The organism is Micromonospora sp. NPDC093243 (assembly GCF_044753725.1).
In the GTDB taxonomy this organism is placed as follows: Bacteria; Actinomycetota; Actinomycetes; order Mycobacteriales; family Micromonosporaceae; genus Micromonospora.
Map to the genome: position 1 here is coordinate 518,323 of NZ_JBIVNT010000001.1, position 17,500 is coordinate 535,822.

The 17,500-nt window shown below is 74.3% G+C and carries 13 protein-coding genes; 6 read left to right on the forward strand and 7 right to left on the reverse strand.

Annotated elements, in window-relative coordinates:
- Positions 1–67 precede the first annotated feature (67 nt).
- Complete coding sequence (locus tag ACIP9D_RS02425) at positions 68–760, forward strand: response regulator transcription factor (RefSeq protein WP_350870164.1); 693 nt, start codon at positions 68–70, stop codon at positions 758–760.
- Positions 753–1,772, forward strand: coding sequence for an ATP-binding protein (locus ACIP9D_RS02430; RefSeq protein ID WP_350870166.1), 1,020 nt, complete (start codon positions 753–755; stop codon positions 1,770–1,772). The genes ACIP9D_RS02425 and ACIP9D_RS02430 overlap by 8 nt, the downstream gene beginning before the upstream one ends.
- Positions 1,773–1,831: 59 nt before the next feature.
- Here the strand turns inward: ACIP9D_RS02430 and ACIP9D_RS02435 are convergent, their stop codons facing one another.
- The 3 genes from ACIP9D_RS02435 to ACIP9D_RS02445 are packed head-to-tail and all read right to left on the reverse strand — an operon-like array spanning position 1,832 to position 3,857.
- Entirely contained in the window at positions 1,832–2,485 is a 654-nt protein-coding gene (locus ACIP9D_RS02435; RefSeq protein ID WP_350870168.1) for a class I SAM-dependent methyltransferase, read from the reverse strand.
- Entirely contained in the window at positions 2,482–3,162 is a 681-nt protein-coding gene (locus tag ACIP9D_RS02440; protein ID WP_350870170.1) for a TIGR04282 family arsenosugar biosynthesis glycosyltransferase, read from the reverse strand. Before ACIP9D_RS02440 ends, ACIP9D_RS02435 begins: the two co-directional genes overlap by 4 nt.
- Positions 3,159–3,857 (reverse strand): glycosyltransferase family 2 protein, encoded by a 699-nt coding sequence (locus tag ACIP9D_RS02445; protein ID WP_350870172.1) that lies wholly within the window; start codon positions 3,855–3,857, stop codon positions 3,159–3,161. Before ACIP9D_RS02445 ends, ACIP9D_RS02440 begins: the two co-directional genes overlap by 4 nt.
- 145 nt (positions 3,858–4,002) lie before the next feature.
- Between ACIP9D_RS02445 and ACIP9D_RS02450 the strand changes: the two genes are divergently transcribed.
- Positions 4,003–5,439, forward strand: coding sequence for a hypothetical protein (locus tag ACIP9D_RS02450; RefSeq protein WP_350870174.1), 1,437 nt, complete (start codon positions 4,003–4,005; stop codon positions 5,437–5,439).
- A gap of 179 nt (positions 5,440–5,618) precedes the next feature.
- Here ACIP9D_RS02450 and ACIP9D_RS02455 read toward each other — a convergent pair whose 3' ends face one another.
- Positions 5,619–6,680 carry an NAD-dependent epimerase/dehydratase family protein gene (locus ACIP9D_RS02455; protein ID WP_350870176.1) on the reverse strand — a complete coding sequence of 354 codons (1,062 nt, stop codon included), beginning with the start codon at positions 6,678–6,680 and terminating at the stop codon, positions 5,619–5,621.
- 290 nt (positions 6,681–6,970) lie between these two features.
- On the opposite strand from ACIP9D_RS02455, the gene ACIP9D_RS02460 reads away from it, so the two are divergent.
- The 3 genes from ACIP9D_RS02460 (at position 6,971) to ACIP9D_RS02470 (ending at position 10,171) form a co-directional block, all read left to right on the forward strand.
- The gene (locus ACIP9D_RS02460; RefSeq protein WP_350871113.1) at positions 6,971–8,299 is read left to right on the forward strand and encodes a molybdopterin-dependent oxidoreductase; all 1,329 of its coding nucleotides are present in this window, start codon (positions 6,971–6,973) and stop codon (positions 8,297–8,299) included.
- A complete protein-coding gene (locus ACIP9D_RS02465) occupies positions 8,292–8,786 on the forward strand; it encodes a hypothetical protein (RefSeq protein WP_350870178.1) in 495 nt (164 codons plus the stop codon). Before ACIP9D_RS02460 ends, ACIP9D_RS02465 begins: the two co-directional genes overlap by 8 nt.
- Positions 8,787–9,070: 284 nt before the next feature.
- The gene (locus ACIP9D_RS02470; RefSeq protein WP_350870180.1) at positions 9,071–10,171 is read left to right on the forward strand and encodes an L-dopachrome tautomerase-related protein; all 1,101 of its coding nucleotides are present in this window, start codon (positions 9,071–9,073) and stop codon (positions 10,169–10,171) included.
- Positions 10,172–10,246: 75 nt separating this feature from the next.
- Here the strand turns inward: ACIP9D_RS02470 and ACIP9D_RS02475 are convergent, their stop codons facing one another.
- From ACIP9D_RS02475 to ribA, 3 genes are all read right to left on the reverse strand, one after another.
- A complete protein-coding gene (locus tag ACIP9D_RS02475; protein ID WP_350870182.1) occupies positions 10,247–15,868 on the reverse strand; it encodes a GH92 family glycosyl hydrolase in 5,622 nt (1,873 codons plus the stop codon).
- A gap of 263 nt (positions 15,869–16,131) precedes the next feature.
- Positions 16,132–16,821 (reverse strand): dihydrofolate reductase family protein, encoded by a 690-nt coding sequence (locus ACIP9D_RS02480; RefSeq protein ID WP_350871115.1) that lies wholly within the window; start codon positions 16,819–16,821, stop codon positions 16,132–16,134.
- 11 nt (positions 16,822–16,832) lie between these two features.
- A complete protein-coding gene (ribA, locus tag ACIP9D_RS02485) occupies positions 16,833–17,486 on the reverse strand; it encodes a GTP cyclohydrolase II (protein WP_350870184.1) in 654 nt (217 codons plus the stop codon).
- Positions 17,487–17,500 lie beyond the last annotated feature (14 nt).

Here is a 17,500-nt window from a genome sequence, read left to right on the forward strand (position 1 = left end):
AAGCCGCAACATCTCGTCGCCTCGGCCCGGCGGACGGCCTGGTTAGGCTGGCGGCCGGGAGGTGCGCGTGGGGCAGCGGGTGCTGGTGGTCGACGACGACCGGACGGTCAGCGACGTGGTCTGCCGCTACCTGGAGCACGCCGGCTACGAGGTGAGCCACGTCGGGGACGGCCTCGCCGCGCTCGACGCGGTGCACGAGCGCCGGCCGCACCTGGTGGTGCTCGACCTGATGCTGCCCGGACTGGACGGGTTGCAGGTGTGCCGGCGGCTGCGCGAGCGGCCGGACGGCGTACCCATCATCATGCTCACCGCCCGCGGCGACGAGGCGGACCGGGTGCTCGGCCTGCAACTGGGCGCGGACGACTACCTGGGCAAGCCGTTCTCGCCACGAGAGCTGGTGCTGCGGGTCACCTCGGTGCTGCGCCGGGCCGGCGAGCCCGCTCCCCCGGCGGCCGAGGTCTTCGCCGACGCCGGCCTCGAGGTGGCGACCGGACCACGGTTGGCCACCCTGCACGGCCGGGAGCTGACCCTGACGCTGCGCGAGTTCGACCTGCTGGCCCACCTGATGCGCCATCCGGCGCGGGCGTTCCGCCGCGCGGAGCTGCTGGAGCGGGTCTGGGGCTGGAACTTCGGCGACCAGTCGACGGTGACCGTGCACGTGCGACGCTTGCGGGAGAAGATCGAGGACGACCCGGCCGAGCCGCGCCGCATCGTCACCGTCTGGGGCGTCGGCTACCGATACCAACCCGCCGATGCGTGACCTCGCGCTGATCTTCCTCATGGCGCTGGCGGCGGCGCTCGGCGTCGGCCTGGTCGGCGCGCTCGCGCTGCGCCTGCTGCGGCACCGGTCGATCACCGTGCACGTCTGCGTACTGCTGGCGGTGACCGTGGCGGCGGTGGTTGCCGGCGTGGTGGTGGTCGCCCAGGCGATGTTCCTGTCCCCGCACGACCTGCAGGTGGTGCTGCTCACCGTGGCCGCCGCGGCGGCGGTGAGCCTCGCGATCGGTTGGTCCTTCGGCCGGCGGCTCGCCGTCGCCGCGGTCTGGGCCGACCAGGCGCGGGAGCGGGAACGCCGGATCGAGAAGGGCCGCCGGGACCTGGTCGCCTGGGTCTCCCACGACCTGCGCACCCCGCTGGCCGGGCTGCGCGCGATGGCCGAGGCGCTGGAGGACCGGGTTGTCGACGACCCGGCGACGGTGGCCGAGTACCACCGGCGGATCCGGGTCCAGACCGACCGGATGACCCGGCTGGTGGACGACCTCTTCGAACTGTCCCGGATCAACGCCGGCGCGCTGCGGCTGTCGCTGAGCGCGGTACCGCTCGGCGAGGTGGTCTCCGACGCGCTCGCCGGCGCCGCGCCGCTCGCCGCCGCCCGGCGGATCCGGCTGGTCGCCGCCGAGTCGGGCTGGCCGACCGTGTTGGCCAGCGAGCCCGAGCTGGCCCGGGTGGTCGGCAACCTGCTGCTCAACGCGGTGCGCTACACCCCGGAGGACGGCACCGTCCACGTCGACGGCGGCCGAGGGCGGGACGACGCCTGGCTGGCCGTCGCGGACACCTGCGGCGGGATCCCCGAGAACGACCTGCCCCGCCTCTTCGACGTGGCGTTCCGCGGCGAGCCCGCCCGCACCCCCCGCTCCAACGGGGAGGGCTCCGGCGGGTTGGGCCTGGCCATCGTCCGGGGGCTGGTCGAGGCACACGGCGGGCGGGTGGACGTGCAGAACGTGACCGGCGGCTGCCGGTTCGTCGTCCGGCTGCCCGCCGCGGCCACCTAGCCGGGCCGGCACAGCAGCCCCAGGGCCGCATCAGCGCGGGCAATCACCCGCCGCGATGGTCACCCGGCGGCCGGCGGCACCGTCAGCTCGCCGAACCAGCGTCCGTCGCGGCGGAACACCTCGCGCACCGAGAGGCCGACCCGGCTGGCGACCTGGTGCACCGCCCGGGTGTCGAGGCGGGCCCAGCGGAACGCCGGACCGAGGGCGGGCTGGCCGGGCCGGCGCGGCGAGGCCACCCGGGCCTGCCCCTGCCAGAGCCCGGCCCCGGGCGGTTCCAGCTCGACCAGCACGGTGCCGGCGGGGTCGAGCAGCGCCCGGCAGCGGCGCAACAGGGCGACCGGGTCACCGCCGATGCCGATGTTGCCGTCGAGCAGTACGACGTGCGCCCAGCGCCCCTCGCCCGGCAGCGGGTCGAACAGGTCACCGTGGATCGCCACCGCGCCCCGGGCCCGGGCGGCGGCGACCGCGTACCCGCAGACGTCGACGCCGACCGCCGTGATCCCGGCCCGGGCCAGCGCCACCGTGAGCCGACCGGGACCGCATCCCAGGTCGAGCGTCGGGCCGGCGCAGCGCGCCACCACCTCGGTCGCGGCGGGCTCGGCCGGGCCGTGCCAGCGGCGCACCGGCAGGCGGCTGCGCCGCCCGTCGCCGTGCACCAGCCAGTGGCCGTCCGCCCGGTCGCGCAGTGCGGTGCCGAACCCGTCGGAGCTCATCCGCGCCCCCACGGGACCAGGTCGCGGCGGACCGCGCCGACCTGCCGGGCGAACCGGCCGCTCGGCACGCTCGCGGCGACCGCCAGCGCGTCCGGCCACTCGTCGACGTCGCGCAGCACCGGCAGCGCGGCCGTGCGCAGGCCCCGCTCCCCCAGCGCCGACCAGGTGCCCCGGCCGGTCTCCGGGGTGGACATCGGCACCGTACGCAGCAGCGTCGCGTGCCGCGGATCGCGCAGGCCCAGCGACCACCAGCCGCCGTCGAGCGCCGCGCCGAGCACCGCCTCCACGCTGTCCAGCCGACGCACCGCGGCGGCCAGCCGGGCCGGCGTCAGCTGCGGGGTGTCCATCCCGATCTGGAGCACCGGCCGGCCCGGATACGCGGCGGCGACCTCGGCGTACGCGTTGGCGAGCCGCTCACCCAGGTCGGCGCCGCGCTGCTCCAGCATCGTCCAGCCGGTGAGCGTCTCGGCCAGCGCCGCCCCGTCGACGGCGTCGTCCAACCGGCCGGTCCAGGCCAGCACGGGGGTCACCCCGGGGGTGGCCCGCACCGTGTCCAGCGTGTCCCGCAGCGCGGCGGCGGCGATCCGGGCCGCCTGGGCGGGGCTGGCCGGCGGGCAGAGCCGGGTCTTCACCGCGCCCGGCACCGGCGCCTTCGCGACCACCAGCAGGATGGTCACCGGGGACCGCCGACGGTGCGCAGCACGCCCGCGAAGTCGCGGGTCGCGCGCAGGGTGCCCCGGACCGAGCCGGAGACCTTCGACCGGGTGCCGGCGGTCCGGGGCGCGTACGGGACGTCGAGTTCCCGGATCCGCCAGCCGGCGGCGGCCGCCCGGATCAGCAGTTCGAGGGGGTAGCCGAAGGCCCGGTCGGTGACGCCGAGGGCGAGCAGCGCGTCGCGGCGGGCCACCCGGATCGGGCTGAGGTCGCGCAGCGGCACGCCCCGGCGACGCAGCAGCGCGGCGACCAGCGCCGTACCGGCCCGGGCGTGCCACGGCCAGACGCCGGCGCCGACCGGCCGGCGGCGACCGACCGCGAGATCCGCCGTGCCAGCCGCCACCGGGGCCACCAGCGCCGGCAGGTCGGCCGGGTCGAACGAGCCGTCGGCGTCGAGCACGCACACCAGCTCGGTACCGGCCGCCTCCACCCCGGTGTGCACGGCGGCGCCGTAGCCCCGGCGCGGCTCGTGGACCACCCGGGCGCCGTGCCGGGCGGCGACCTCCGGTGAGCCGTCCCGGGAGCCGTTGTCCACCACGACGGCCCGGTATCCGGGTGGCAGGGCGGCGAGCACGCCGGGCAACGCGGCGGCCTCGTCCAGGCAGGGCAGCACCACGTCGATGACGGTCGGCGGGGCACTGTCGATCGGGGCAGGCATATCGCCGACGCTAGGGCGCGACCAGGGCGTCCGGGGTGGGAACGTCCTTACCGAACGCTTACCGCGCGGGCGATTCTTACCGTGCGGTGACGTCCCGGCGGTTCCGCCCCCGGGCGGCGCCCGCCGGCCGTACCGTCCGATCGTCATGGCCTCGACTCCCACGCTCACCACCGCCCCCGCGCGGACCCCGGTCCGGCGCGGCGGCGCCGACGCGGTGGTGCTCGCCGTGGAGGCGGCGCTGCTCGCCGCCGCGGTCCTGGTGGGTCTACTGCTCAACGCGCGCGGAGCGGGGCTGTACGCCGACGCCGCGCCGCTCTACGCCACCTGGCGACCGCACCTGGGCTGGGGCACCCCTGCGACGGTGCTGGTCGCCGTCGCCGTGCTCGGCTGGGGGATGCGCTGGGCGCAGCACGCCCGATGGGGGGTCCTGCTTGCCTCCGGCTGGTTGACGGCGGTCGCCTGGACGCTCTCCCTGGCCCTGGTCGACGGCTGGTCGGCGGGGCTCGCCCGCCGACTCACCGCGCAGGCGGAGTACCTGCACGAGGTGCCGGGGGTGACCGACATCCCGGCGATGTTGGCCGGCTTCACCGGGCGGATCCTCGACTTCCAGCCGGACTCGTGGTCCACCCACACGGCCGGTCATCCGCCGGGCGCGCTGCTGGTCTTCGTCTGGCTGGACCGGGTGGGCCTGGGCGGGGGCGCGGCGGCCGGGCTCGCCTGCGTGCTGGTCGGGGCGTCGGTGGCGGTGTCGGTGCCGGTCGCGCTGCGGGCGCTCGGCGCGGCCGAGGCGGCGCGGGCGGTGCTGCCGTTCCTGGTGCTGCTGCCCGGCGCGGTCTGGGTGGGGGCGTCGGCCGACGGCATCTTCGCCGGCGTGGTCGCCGCCGGCCTCGCCCTGCTGGCGGTACGCGGCCCGGGCGCCGCCGCGCTCGGCGGCGCGCTGCTCGGCTTCGCGCTGTTCCTCTCGTACGGCTTCGTGCTGGTCGGCGTGCTGGCGCTGGCGGTGCTGGCGCTGCGCCCGGCGGCCCGGCTCCGCTCGCTGCTCGCCGCCGGCGTCGGGGTCGCCGCGGTGACGCTGGCGTTCACCCTCGCCGGCTTCCATTGGTGGCAGGGGTACCGGCTGGTCGTCGAGCGCTACTACCAGGGCTGGGCCGCTGAACGGCCGTACGGCTACTGGGTCTGGGCGAACCTGGCGGCGCTGCTGCTCTGCGCCGGCCTGGTGCTCGGGCCGGCGTTGCGCCGGGCGGTGGTGGCGGCCGGCGCCGCGGCGCGCGCCGGCTGGGGCCGACCCGGCGCGCCGATCGCGGCCCGCGCGGCCCGGCGCGGCGGTCGGGTCGCGGCCCTGGTCGCGGCGGTACGCGGAGCGGGGCCGAGCGTCGTTCTCCCGCTGGCCGCCTCCGTGGCGGTCGCCGGCGCGGACCTGTCCGGGCTGAGCAAGGCCGAGGTGGAGCGGATCTGGCTACCGTTCGCGGTCTGGCTGCTGGCGGCCACCGCGCTGCTGCCGGCCGGTGGCCGCCGCTGGTGGCTGGCCGGGCAGGTGGTGACCGCGCTGGCCGTCAACCACCTGCTCTGGACGGTCTCCTGACCGCCGTTCGTACCTCCCCGCGCACGGCCACCGCGCCCGCGCCTGGGCGGCAGATGTCCGCGCGAGGCTGATACCTCACCGGCATATTGATGCCTGAGAGGTATCACGCTCACCGGGACAGGCCGCCGCCGGCGGGGCCGCCGCCGGGACAGGCCACCGCCGGCGCGGGTCGGCGGGAGTCAGGCGGGGAGCGCCGCCGGTTCGCGCAGCGGGTCGGTGGCGAAGCCGGCCACCCCCTCGGCGAAGCTCACCCGGGCGGTGTAGCCGAGCAGGTCAGCGGCGCGCCGGGGATCGGCGACCACGTGCCGCACGTCGGCCGCCCGCGCGCCGCCGGCCACCACCGGGGCCGGCCCGCCCATCGCGGCGGCCAGTGTCCGCGCCAGCTCGCCGACCGTGTGCGGCTCGCCGGAGCAGACGTTGACCGGCACCAGACCCTCCGGCGTCGGCGCGGTGAGGGCGAGCAGATTGGCCCGGGCCACGTCGCTGACGTGTACGAAGTCGCGGCGCTGCCGGCCGTCCTCCAGCACCCGGGGAGCCCGCCCGGCGGCCAGCGCCGACCGGAAGATCGAGGCCACCCCGGCGTACGGGGTGTCGCGGGGCATCCGCGGGCCGTAGACGTTGTGGTAACGCAGCGCCCAGACCCCGCCGCCGGTCTGCCGCGCCCACGCCGCCGCCAGGTGCTCCTGGGCGAGCTTGCTGGCCGCGTACGTGCTGCGCGGCTCCAGCGGCGCGTCCTCGGGCACCAGGGCCGGGCTGAGCGGCTCGCCGCACCGGGGGCAGGCCGGGTCGTAGCGGCCGGCGGCCACGTCCTCGGGCCGGCGCGGCGACGGGCGGACCGTCCCGTGGCCGGCGCAGACGTACCGGCCCTCGCCGTAGACCACCATCGAGCTGGCCAGTACCAGCCGGGACACGCCGGCCCGGTACATCCCGGCGAGCAGCACCGCGGTGCCGAGGTCGTTGTGGCTGGCGTACTCCGGGGCGTCGGACGGGTCGAGCCCGTGCCCGACCATCGCCGCCTGGTGGCAGACCGCGTCGACCTCGGGCAGCAGCCGGTCCAGCAGTGAGGCGTCCCGCACGTCCCCGGCCACCAGGTCGTGCCGGCGGGCCCATGCGGGTGCCGCGTCGCCGTGCGCCTGGGGCAGCAGCGCGTCCAGCGCGACGACCTCGTGCCCCTCGTCGACGAGCAGGTCCGCGACGTGCGATCCGATGAACCCGGCCGCGCCGGTGACCAGTACCCGCATGTCTGGTGACGGTAGGTCAACCGGGTCGTCGGCGGGCCGGCTCGGCGATCCCGTAAGGAGTTCGCAACAGGTCGTCCCCGGCCGGGGACTTGGCGGTAAGGCTTCGGTAATGCGGCAAACCCGACCGGGCCGCCGTACCCGCGCATAGCCTGCGGAAGACGACGGACCCCGGCGCGCCGGGCGCCGGAAGGACCGGCCGCACGGACCGTCGGCCGGCCGCGAAACAGGAAGGAGGACCGGTGCCCACGAGCGACCCCGGACCGTCGGGCGCGGACCGTCCCGGCCCGGCGGTGGACGACCCGACCGACGGGTACGGCGCGCCCCGGCGGTTCTGGCGAGCGCTCGACCGACGCCGGCCGCCCGGCACGGACGCGGTCACCCACGGTTGGCGCAGCCCGCTGCGCGGCCCGTGGCTGACCTCGGTGTACGGCCTGGCGCTGCTCGTCACCCTGCCCCTGGTGATCGTCACCGGGCTGCTCGACTACGCCGCCTACAGCCCGCAGTTCGGTCAGGCGTTCCCGACCGACGTGGGCTGGCTGCGGCTGCCGCCGTTCGACTGGCCGACCCGGCCGTCCTGGCTGTTCCGGCTCACCCAGGGCCTGCACGTGGGGCTCGGCATCGTGCTGATCCCGTTGGTGCTGGGCAAGCTCTGGTCGGTGATCCCGAAGCTCTTCGACTGGCCGCCGGCCCGCTCGGTGGCGCAGCTGCTGGAGCGGTTGTCGCTGCTGCTGCTCGTCGGCGGGATCCTCTTCCAGATCGCCACCGGCCTGCTCAACATCCAGTACTCGTACCTCTTCGGCTTCGACTTCTACACCGCGCACTACTTCGGGGCCTGGGTCTTCACCGCCGCGTTGGTCGTACACGTGGTGCTGAAACTGCCCCGACTGGTCACCGCGCTGCGGTCCCGCCCGGCGCGGGCCGAACTGCGTACCCCGCGCGCGCGGACCCGGCCCGAACCGCCCGACCCGGACCGCCTGGTGCCACCCCGGCCCGGCCCGGCCACGGTCAGCCGCCGCGGCGCGATCGCGCTGGTCGGCGGCGGTTCGCTGCTGCTGGCCGCGCTGACCTTCGGGCAGAGCCTGGACGGGCCGCTGCGCCGCACCGCCCTGCTGCTGCCGCGGGGCCGCGACCCGGGCGGCGGGCCCAACGGGTTCCCGGTCAACCGGAGCGCCGCGGCGGCGGGCATCCAGGCCGCCGACACCGGGTCGGGCTGGCGGCTGACCCTGCGCGGGGCCGGTCGTACCGTCACGCTCGACCGGGCCGGCCTGCTGGCGATGGCCCAGCACACCGCCAGCCTGCCGATCGCCTGCGTCGAGGGGTGGTCCACCCAGCAGACCTGGACCGGCGTACGGCTGCGCGACCTCGCCGCCCTCGCCGGGCTGCCCGACCCGGCCGCGGCGCACGTCCGCTCGCTGGAGCGGGCCGGGCTGTTCCGGCAGGCCACCCTCCAGGCCAATCAGGTGCTCGACGCCGACTCGCTGCTGGCGCTGCGGGTCAACGGTGTCGACCTCTCCCTCGACCACGGATTCCCGGCGCGGATCATCGTGCCGGCGCTGCCCGGGGTGCACTGCACCAAGTGGGTGACCGACATCGAGTTCCGGGCCCGCTCCGATGGCTGACCGGACCGCCCGGCTGCGGGCCGGGTACGGCGCCGGCCCCCGGCACCTGCTCGTCCTGCTGGCCTGCTTCGCGCTGACCGGCTGGGTCGCGCAGCGGATCGCCGGGGAGGCGACGGCCGGCCGGATGCTGCTCTGGTTCGTCGGCGCGGTGATCGCCCACGACCTGGTGCTCTTCCCGGTCTACGCGACGCTCGACCGGGCGCTACGCGGGGCGCTCGGCGTCGGGCGGCGACCCGCCGGGCCGGGCCGGCTGGCCCTGCTCAACCACATCCGGGTGCCGGCGCTCGGCGCCGGGCTGCTCTTCCTGGTCTACCTGCCCGGGCTGCTGGGCTGGGGCGACGAGACCTACCGGGCCGCCACCGCCCAGCAGCGCGTACCGCTCCTGACCCGCTGGCTGACGATCACCGCAGCCCTCTTCCTAATCAGCGCCGCCCTCTACGCCCTCCGCCGCCCCCGCCCACCCCGACCCCCTAACCCCACCCCCTGACCCAGTGCCCGCCCCGCCCCGCCCCGCCCCGCCCCGCCCGCCCCGCCCCGGTGGATCATGCAGTTGTGGTGGGTGACGAAAGGTGCACAACGGGATCAGGTTGGCACCACGACTGCATGATCGACGGCGGCAAGGGGCGGGCGGGGTTCGGTTTCAGGTGGGGTGGGGTGGGAAGCACGGGTCGGTTCGGTGCGGCCAACGGGTCGCGCCACCACCGAGGGGGGTACGTCCATGGGTAGCCGCGTCAGATCCGCCACCCTCCGATGGCGCGCCGGGGGCGCGGCGTGAGCGGGCCGGTGGGCGTCGAGCCGGTCGGTGAGCTGGAGCTGGTGCACGCCTTCACCGGCCCGATGCCGACCGGGGTGACCGTCTCGCACACCGGACGGATCTTCGTGAACTTCCCCCAGTGGGGCGACGAACCCCCGGCCACGGTGGCCGAGCTGCGCGACGGCCGGGAGGTGGCGTACCCGGACGAGCGGTGGAACTCGCCCTCGGGCGACGACGACGCGCAGGCCTTCGTCTCGGTGCAGTCGGTGGTGGTCGACCCGGCCGACCGGCTCTGGGTGGTCGACACCGGCAGCCCGATGATGCGGCCGACCCGACCCGGCGGCCCGAAGCTGGTCCGGGTCGACCTGACGACCGACACCGTCGCCCAGGTGATCACGTTCCCGCCCGAGGTGGCGCTGCCCACCAGCTACCTCAACGACGTCCGCTTCGATCTGCGCCGCGGCTCGGCCGGCCTCGCCTACCTCACCGACTCCGCCATGAGCGGCCCGAACGGCATCGTCGTGGTCGACCTGCACAGCGGCCGCTCCTGGCGGCGGCTGCACGACCACCCGTCCACGAAGGCCGATCCGCTGCACGGATACCTGCCGGTGGTCGAGGGGCGGCCGTTCCTCCAGCGGCCACCGGACGGGCCGCCGAAGCCCCTGACGTTCGGCTCGGACGGCATCGCCATCTCCGCCGACGGGTCCCGCCTGTACTACTCCGCGCTGATGTCGCGCCGCTGGCACAGCGTCTCCACCGACGCCTTGGCGGACGCGTCGCTGCCGGAGGAGGAGGTCGCCGACACCGTCATCGACGAGGGCGACAAGGGCTCCGGCTCGGACGGGCTGGAGAGCGACGACGCGGGCCGGCTGTACCTCACCGCGTACGAGCAGAATGCGGTGCTGCGCCGGTTGCCGGACGGGCAGTTCGAGACGGTGGTGCACGATCCGCGGCTGCTCTGGCCGGACACCATGTCGGTCGCCGTCGACCGGCATCTCTACGTGACCGCCAACCAGCTGCACCGGCAGGCCGACTACCAGGGCGGTCAGGACCTGCGCCGCAAGCCGTACGCCCTGTTCCGCACTCCGATCGACGCCGGGCCGGTGCTGCTGCGCTGAGCCGCCCCGCGGACCAGCTCCGCCCTGGGCGGGCCGTCTGCACGGCCCGCCCAGGGCGGCTGGGTGGTCTCCGGCTCAGTTCGAACCGGTGACCGTGAACGGCAACTGCACCCGCGTCTTCGAGTCGGCCCCCGCCAGCGTGATGCTGGTCGAGCCGACCCGCGCCGCCCCGGGAACGCTGACCGTCATACCGGCGATGACGCCGTCGCCGTTCGCGCGCACCGTGCTCTTCGCGAGACCGTCACCGAAGGTGATCGTGACCGCCTCGTTCCGCGCGAATCCGTAACCGTCGAGCGTGATCGCCGTGCCGCGCGGCCCCGCCGTGGTCGAGAGCCCCACCTGCGCACGGATCGTCGGCACGTCCTGCTCCCCGGTCACCTGCACGGTGGCCGTCGCCGGGGTACGTGACGACGCGCCGGTGACGGTGACGGCGTAGCGGCCGGGCTGCGCGTCACCCGAGGTCGCGATGGAGGCGCGGACGGCTCCCGCCGCGGAGGCCTCGACCTTCATGCTCCGCGCCGGGCTGGTGCCGAGCGTCACGGTCACCTGCTCGCCGGCGGCGAACCCGCCGCCGTTGACGGTGATCGCGTCACCGGTGGCGACGGTGGCGGACCCGGGCAGTGCGATCGTCGGCTGGCGCCCGCCACCCGCCACGGTCACGGTGAAGCTCGCCGTGCTGCTCGACCGCGTGTCCCACGCGGTCACCCGCACCGTGTACGTGCCCGCCTGCGGGTAGGTGTGCTGCCCGCTCAGCACGCCGGACGAGCCGACGGTGACGTCCTGCGGAACCGTGCCGTCACCCCACTGGACGCGCGCGTGGTAGCCCGCCGGGTCGGGAACGCCCCCGGTGACCGAGCCGAGGTCCGCCGAGAGGACCTGCCCGGCGGTGGCCGTCTGGTCCTTCGGGGCGACGGTCGCCAGCGCGGGCGCCGGCGTGCCGTCGTCGGCGATGGCGAACACGTGGATCCGACCCGCCGAGGCGGGGTCACCGGTCTGCGCCGGCAGGGTCACCGAGACGAGCGTCTTGCCCGCCGGGATCTGGTACGGCGTGGTGGCGAACAGGAACGGCTGGGCGCCGTCCCGGCTCGTGCCGCTCAGCCGGTACGCCGCCTTGGCGACGACCGTGTTGCCGTACGACGGGGTGCCGTTGGCGTTGCCGCCCAGCGTCCAGTCACTCATCTGGATCGGGATGCTGGCGGTGCTGCCGTCGCTGAACGTCGCCGTGCCGGTGCTGTCCTGGTTGCCCTGCGTGCCGGCGCCGATGAACGAGATGCTCCTGGCGTCGTCCGGGAGGTCGAGCTCGATCGTCTGCCCGTTGCCGGCGGCGTTGTCCGGCTGCCCTGCCGGGATCGCCGGCAGCGTGAAGTGCCGCGCGGTGCCCGGCACCTGGTGCCGCTGGCCCTGGGTCACCCCGGCCGCCGCCAGGGCGGCCCGGGAGTACGCCCACGACTTCGCGTCGCAGTTGGCCGCGCGGATGCCCTCGTCACCGATGCAGACGGTGTCGAACGCCGCGGTGAGCCCGGAGCTCGGCGTGTAGGCCACGTCGACGCCGACCGTCGTGGAGCCCTGGCCGGAGCCGTCGGTCACCGTGACGCTCGCCTGGTGGTAACCGGGCGTGGCGTAGGTGTGCGTGCCGCTGACGCTGTAGACGGCCCGCGAGCTGAGCGTCAGGGTGCCCGGGGTGGTCGGCGAGCCGTCACCCCAGTCGATCGTGGCCTGGTAACCGCTGGCGGTGCCGCCGGTGACGGTCGCCAGCGGCACCGACACGGATGCGCCGGAGGTCGCGTGCACGCTGTCCGCGGCGGTCACCGTGATGGCCCCGCCACCGAGGTCGAGGTCGCCGCCGGCGAGCAGCTCGACCTCGGCGAGGTTGGTCTGGGCGGCGCCGACGCTCTTCGTCACGACGAGGCGGAACTGCGCGAACCGCCCTGGCCTGTCGATCTCGAACGGCCGGGTCTGGTTACGCCACGCGAACACCTCGCCCGCGCGGGAGTCCACGGTGGTCCAGGTGACGCCGTCGTTGGAGCCCTGCAACCGCCAGTCCGCCGGATCGCCCGCACCGGCCCCGGAGGTGAGGCTGTAGTACGCCGGCGTCTGCTTGCCGCCCCGGTAGGCCCAGCTGACCTGCGGCGTCGCCGAGGCGAAGGTCAGCTGCGTGGTCGACGAGTCGTCGAAGAGCTTCGACGCGTCCTGCCCGCCGGTCGCGGTCGCGGTGCCGAGACCGGGGCCGGTGGTGTCCTGCAGCGGCTTCGGCGCCGCGTCGCCCTTGGTCAACGACGGCGGACCGTCGTTCTTACCGGTCCCCCAGGACGACGGGTCGGGGCCCATCTGGAAGTCGATCGTGCCGCCCCTGGCCAGCACGGACACGTCGACGGAGAGCGTGCCCTGCTTCTTGCCGTTGACCTTTACGCCCTGCACGTAGACGTTCTTCGTGCTGTTGTTCGGCGCGTTGACGACGATGTCGCCGCTCTCGCGGTGGACGGTCATCCGGGTGAACTGCGGCGAGCCGATGGCCCAGTGCGACGACCCGGCCTGCAGCGGGTAGATGCCCAGCGAGCTGAGGATGTGCCACGACGACATCTCGCCGTTGTCCTCGTCGCCCAGGTAGCCCTGACCGATCTCGCTGCCGACGTAGAGGCGCTGCATGATCTCCCGCACCAGCGACTGCGTCCTGGCCGGCGCGCCGGCGTAGTCGTACATGTACGGGATGTGGTGCGACGGCTGGTTGCTCATGCCGAGCTGACCCATCCGCACGGCCCGCGCTTCGAGCATCTCGTGGATGATGCCGCCGTACCCGCCGGGACGGTCGGCGTTCTCGGGGGTGGCGAAGAACTGGTCGAGCTTGTCGCGCAGCGCCTGCTGCCCGCCGTACAGGTTGGCCAGTCCCTTGCCGTCCTGCTGCGCGGTGAACGCGAAGTTCCACCCGTTGGTCTCGGTGTAGACGCCACCCCAGTCCAGCGGGTCACCGGCGAGGAACGTGCCGGCGGCGTCGCGGCCCTGGAAGAGCTTCGTCTCCGGGTCGAACAGGTGCACGTAGTTGCGGGCGCGCTGCAGGAAGTACTGCGACTCCTCCTTGAGCCGGTTGCGCTCCGACTTCGGCGTGGCGGGGTCCTTGGCCAGGGCGGCGCCCATGTTGCCGATGCCGTAGTCGTTGATGAAGCCTTCCAGCGCCCAGGACACCGACTCTCCGGTGGTGGTGGGCGTGTAGCCGAGGAACAGCGAGGTCTCGATGCCCTTGCGGCCGACCTCGCCGCGCCCGGAGGCGACGGTCGCGTCCTTGACCGCCGCGTCGTACGCCGCGAGCGGGTCGGGCAGCTTGACCCCGGTGAGGTACGCCTGCGCCAGGGCCACGTTCGCGCTGGTGCCGGTCATCAGGTCGGCGTAGCCGGGCGACGACCAGCGGGCGATCCATCCGCCGTCGCGGTAGTGCTGCACGAAGCCGTCGGAGATCTTGGCCGCGACGTCCGGGTACAGCAGCGCGTAGGCGGGCCACACGGTGCGGTAGGTGTCCCAGAACCCGTTGTTGACGTAGATCTCCCCGTCGACGATCTTGGCCCCGGTGTGCGTGGCGGTCGACGTGCCGGTCGGCGCCGACACCGGGCTCGCGTACTGCCAGCGCGGCGCGGCGGCGGTGCCGGTGTTCTCCGACTGCGAGTTCGGATACAGGTTCAGCCGGTACAGGTTCGAGTACAGCGTCACCAACTGCGTCTCGGTCGCGTCCCGTACCTCGACCCGGGCGAGCCGGTCCTGCCAGGCCGCGGTGGCGGCGGCGTGGATCTGGTCGAAGCTCTTTCCGGTGACCTCCAGGTCGAGGTTCCGGTGCGCCTGCTCGACCGAGAGGAACGAGGTCGCGATGCGCATCGTGACCTGCTGGTTCGCCGAGACGTCGAAGGTCGCGGAGGTCGCGGAGGACGCCTTGGGCGCCCGGTCGAAGGCGCCGGAGACGAACATCCGGCTGCGACCGGCCGACAGGCCGCTTCCGTTGTCGACCCAGCCGGTGAAGCCGCCGTCCGCGCCGATGGTGAAGGTGCCGTTGTAGAAGACGAGGCTGCCGGTGGCCTGCCCGGACGGGAAGGTGAACCGCATGATCCCGGCATGGTCGGTGGGCGACATCTCGGCGGTCAGGCCGTTCTGCAGCCGCACCCGGTAGAGGTCCGGCCGCGCCGTCTCGTCCGCGTGGCTGAAGGCGAGCGCCCGGCCGGCGGGCGGCCCGGTGAGCGGTCCGTCGCCGGCGACCGGCATGACCGACATCTGGTTGCGGTCACCCATCCACGGGCTGGGCTCGTGTGAGATCGCGAGGCCCTGCAGCGTGGGCAGGTTGGCCGCGTTGTTGCTCCGGTGGTACTGGTACTCCCACGAGTTGGACGTGGCATCGGTGACCGGGGTGAAGAAGTTGAAGCCGTTCGGCACCGCGGTGATCGGCAGGTTGTTGCCGCGCGAGAAGCCGCCCGTCGAGTTGGTCCCGCGCCGGGTGTCGACGTAGTTGGTCCGGCTCGAGCCGTCGATCGCCGCCGGCTCGCCGGTCAGCTCGATGTCGTCGAGCCAGCCCTGGAACCGCGTCTTCTCCGTGGCCTGCGGGTTGTCGTAGGCGAGCAGGATGCGGTCGATGGTCTTGCCCCGTGCGACCGCGCCCACGTCGGTCTGCACCGCGTTCCACTGGTCGGCGTAGAGCACCTTCGACGCGCCCTGTCCGGCCGCCGGGAGCGGGTAGCCGTGCTGGTCGACGGGCGAACGCCGGCTCAGGTAGCTGCCGTCGGTGAAGTGCAGGTCCACGGCGGCGTAGGTGGACGGGTACTGGGCGTCCTGACCGGTGAACTCGGGAAAGATCTTGTAGGAGAGCCGGGTCTTCGGTCCGACCGGGATGTCGACGTCGAAGAGCTTGTTCGTCGCGTACGAGCGGCCGTCGGCCTCGGCGCCGCCCGCGTAACGCAGGGCGGCCGTCCCGGTGAACCCGGCCTCCGGCTTGGTGGTGTAACCACCGACCGGGCCGGCGCCGACGACGCTGACCATGGGGGTGGCCGGCGGCCTGACGTTCGAACCGTCGCTGATGTTCCAGTCGCCGAGCTGCAGGATCGAGTCACCGGAGTTCGCGGTGACGTTCAGCCGGTAGTAGCCGTAGGCGGTGCTGTTGGTGAAGCTGTAGACGTTGGTGGCCAGGCGCCCACCGAACTTCTCGCCGGTCCGCCGGTCGAGGTCGGTCCAGGTGCTGCCGTCGTTCGACCCCTGCACGACGAAGTCCCGGGGGTCGCGGGTCGGCGCGTCGTTCGCGGAGGTGAGCGCGTACCGCCGCACCACCGACGGCTCGGCCAGCCGGTAGGTCACCCAGCCGGTCGGGTTGAACGCCAGCCACTTGGTCGACGGGTTGTCGTCCTTGAGATTGGCGGCGATCTCCGCCGGCGGGTACTCGGCGCTCGCGGTCACCGCGCTGACCGTGCCGAGCAGGCTGCCGGGCAGGGTGGTGACCGATCCGCTCAGGTTCGCCTGGACCGGCTTTCCGTCCGTGCCGACCTCGACGGTGCTCGCCGCCGGTCGCGGGTCGGCCGACTCGAACGAGGAGGTGAAGTTGCCGGGCGGCGCCGAGGCGGGCGCGGCATTCGCCAGGGGTGCGGCGATGAGCAGTCCCGCCGGCAGCAGGACCGCGGCTGTCGCGGCGGACAGGCTGCGGTGCCAGGGGCGGGCGGTTGAGGGGTACGCCATGGGGGCCGGGCCTTTCGACTCGATCCGGGTCGAGTCCGTCGAACGTGTGGGCAGAGTGGACCGTTGCTGCTGCGGAGCGTGGTGCGGGACTACGCGGATGACCTGACATCGTTGTCACATGAAGACACGTGAACCACGAGGGCGGGCCATCGGACGTCGCTGATAGTTCCGGGCAGGACACGGCCGTGTCAACGGGTTGATCAAAGCGAAACAGTCCATCGCCGACGGTGCCGACGATCTCGCCCCGGGGTGCGGCCGGTCGATCAGCCCAGGCAGCGGTCGGAGAGGGCGTAGCGGACCAGGACCACGTCGCCGATCTGGCGGACCTCCGCCACGGTGGCCCGCCGCCCCGGATGCCACGGGTAACGGCCGTCGCCCACGAAGCGCGGCGCCCGGCAGTCGCCGACGAAGAACGGCGCGATCACCAGGTGCAGCTCGTCGGCGAGCCCGGCGGCGAGGAACTGCGCGTGCACCGTCCCGCCGCCCTCCACCATCAGCCGGCGCACCCCCCGGTCGGCGAGGTCGCCCAGCACGAACCCGAGATCCACCGGATCGCCGCCGTCGACCACCGTGGCCAGCCCGCCGACCCGTTCCCCGGTCTTCTCCAGCGCGCCCGACGCGCAGTACACGACCCGCTCCGCCTCGCCCGCGGTGAAGAACCGAGACGTCGGGTCGAGGTCGCCACAGGCGGTGAGGGTCACCTTCGTGGGCGAGGCGGGCAGGCCGCGGGCGACCCGCGCGTCCCGGTGCGACGCCGAGCGGATCAGCAGCCGCGGGTCGTCGCCGCGGACGGTGCCCGCGCCGACCAGGATCGCGTCGCAGCTGGCCCGGACCTCGTCGATCCGGGCCAGGTCGTCGGCGTTGGAGAGCACCAGTCGCTGCTCGGTGGCGTCGTCGATGTAGCCGTCGATCGAGGTGGCGCAGCTGAGCAGCACGTACGGCCGCGCCCGCACCGGCCCGGAGGTCATCGGACGGCGGGAAGGTCGGAGGTACGGGCGGCCCGGCTGGCCTTGGCCGCCAGGTAGTCGGCGTTCGCCGGGGAGAGGTACAGGCCGGTGGGCACCCGCTCGGTCACCGTCACCCCCAGCCGGTCGAGCTGCACCGCCTTCTCCGGGTTGCTGCTGAGCAGCACGATGGCCGGCACCTCCAGAGTGGCCAGCATCTGCGCCGCCACGGTGTAGTCCCGCTCGTCCTCGCCGTGCCCCAACGCCACGTTCGCCTCGTAGGTGTCGAGCCCCGCGTCCTGCAACGCGTACGCGTCCAGCTTGGCGTACAGGCCGATGCCCCGCCCCTCCTGACGCAGGTAGAGCAGGAAGCCACCGGCCTCGGCGATCCGCTCGACCGCCTCACGCAGCTGCGGGCCGCAGTCACAGCGCTGGCTGCCGAACACGTCCCCCGTCAGGCACTCGCTGTGCGGCCGTACCAGCGGCGCGGGACCACCCGCGGCGTGCCGATCCAGTGCCGCCGTCCAGTCCCCCAGGCCGAACGCCAGATGCTCCCGACCGTCGACGAGCCCTTTGAAGGTGAAGAGGCGGGCGGTGGTGGCGTAGCCATCCGGGAAGCGCAGCGGCACGGTGACCTGGGTACGGATCGTCGCGACAGGAAGTGCTTCGGGCATGGGTCTCCTTCGTC

Coding starts and splice junctions, on each gene's coding strand:
- ACIP9D_RS02430 (WP_350870166.1), top strand. CDS start 753: ATGCGTGACCTCGCGCTGATCTTCCTCATGGCGCTGGCGGCGGCGCTC.
- ACIP9D_RS02435 (WP_350870168.1), bottom strand. CDS start 2,485: ATGAGCTCCGACGGGTTCGGCACCGCACTGCGCGACCGGGCGGACGGC.
- ACIP9D_RS02445 (WP_350870172.1), bottom strand. CDS start 3,857: ATGCCTGCCCCGATCGACAGTGCCCCGCCGACCGTCATCGACGTGGTG.
- ACIP9D_RS02450 (WP_350870174.1), top strand. CDS start 4,003: ATGGCCTCGACTCCCACGCTCACCACCGCCCCCGCGCGGACCCCGGTC.
- ACIP9D_RS02455 (WP_350870176.1), bottom strand. CDS start 6,680: ATGCGGGTACTGGTCACCGGCGCGGCCGGGTTCATCGGATCGCACGTC.
- ACIP9D_RS02465 (WP_350870178.1), top strand. CDS start 8,292: ATGGCTGACCGGACCGCCCGGCTGCGGGCCGGGTACGGCGCCGGCCCC.
- ACIP9D_RS02475 (WP_350870182.1), bottom strand. CDS start 15,868: ATGGCGTACCCCTCAACCGCCCGCCCCTGGCACCGCAGCCTGTCCGCC.
- ribA (WP_350870184.1), bottom strand. CDS start 17,486: ATGCCCGAAGCACTTCCTGTCGCGACGATCCGTACCCAGGTCACCGTG.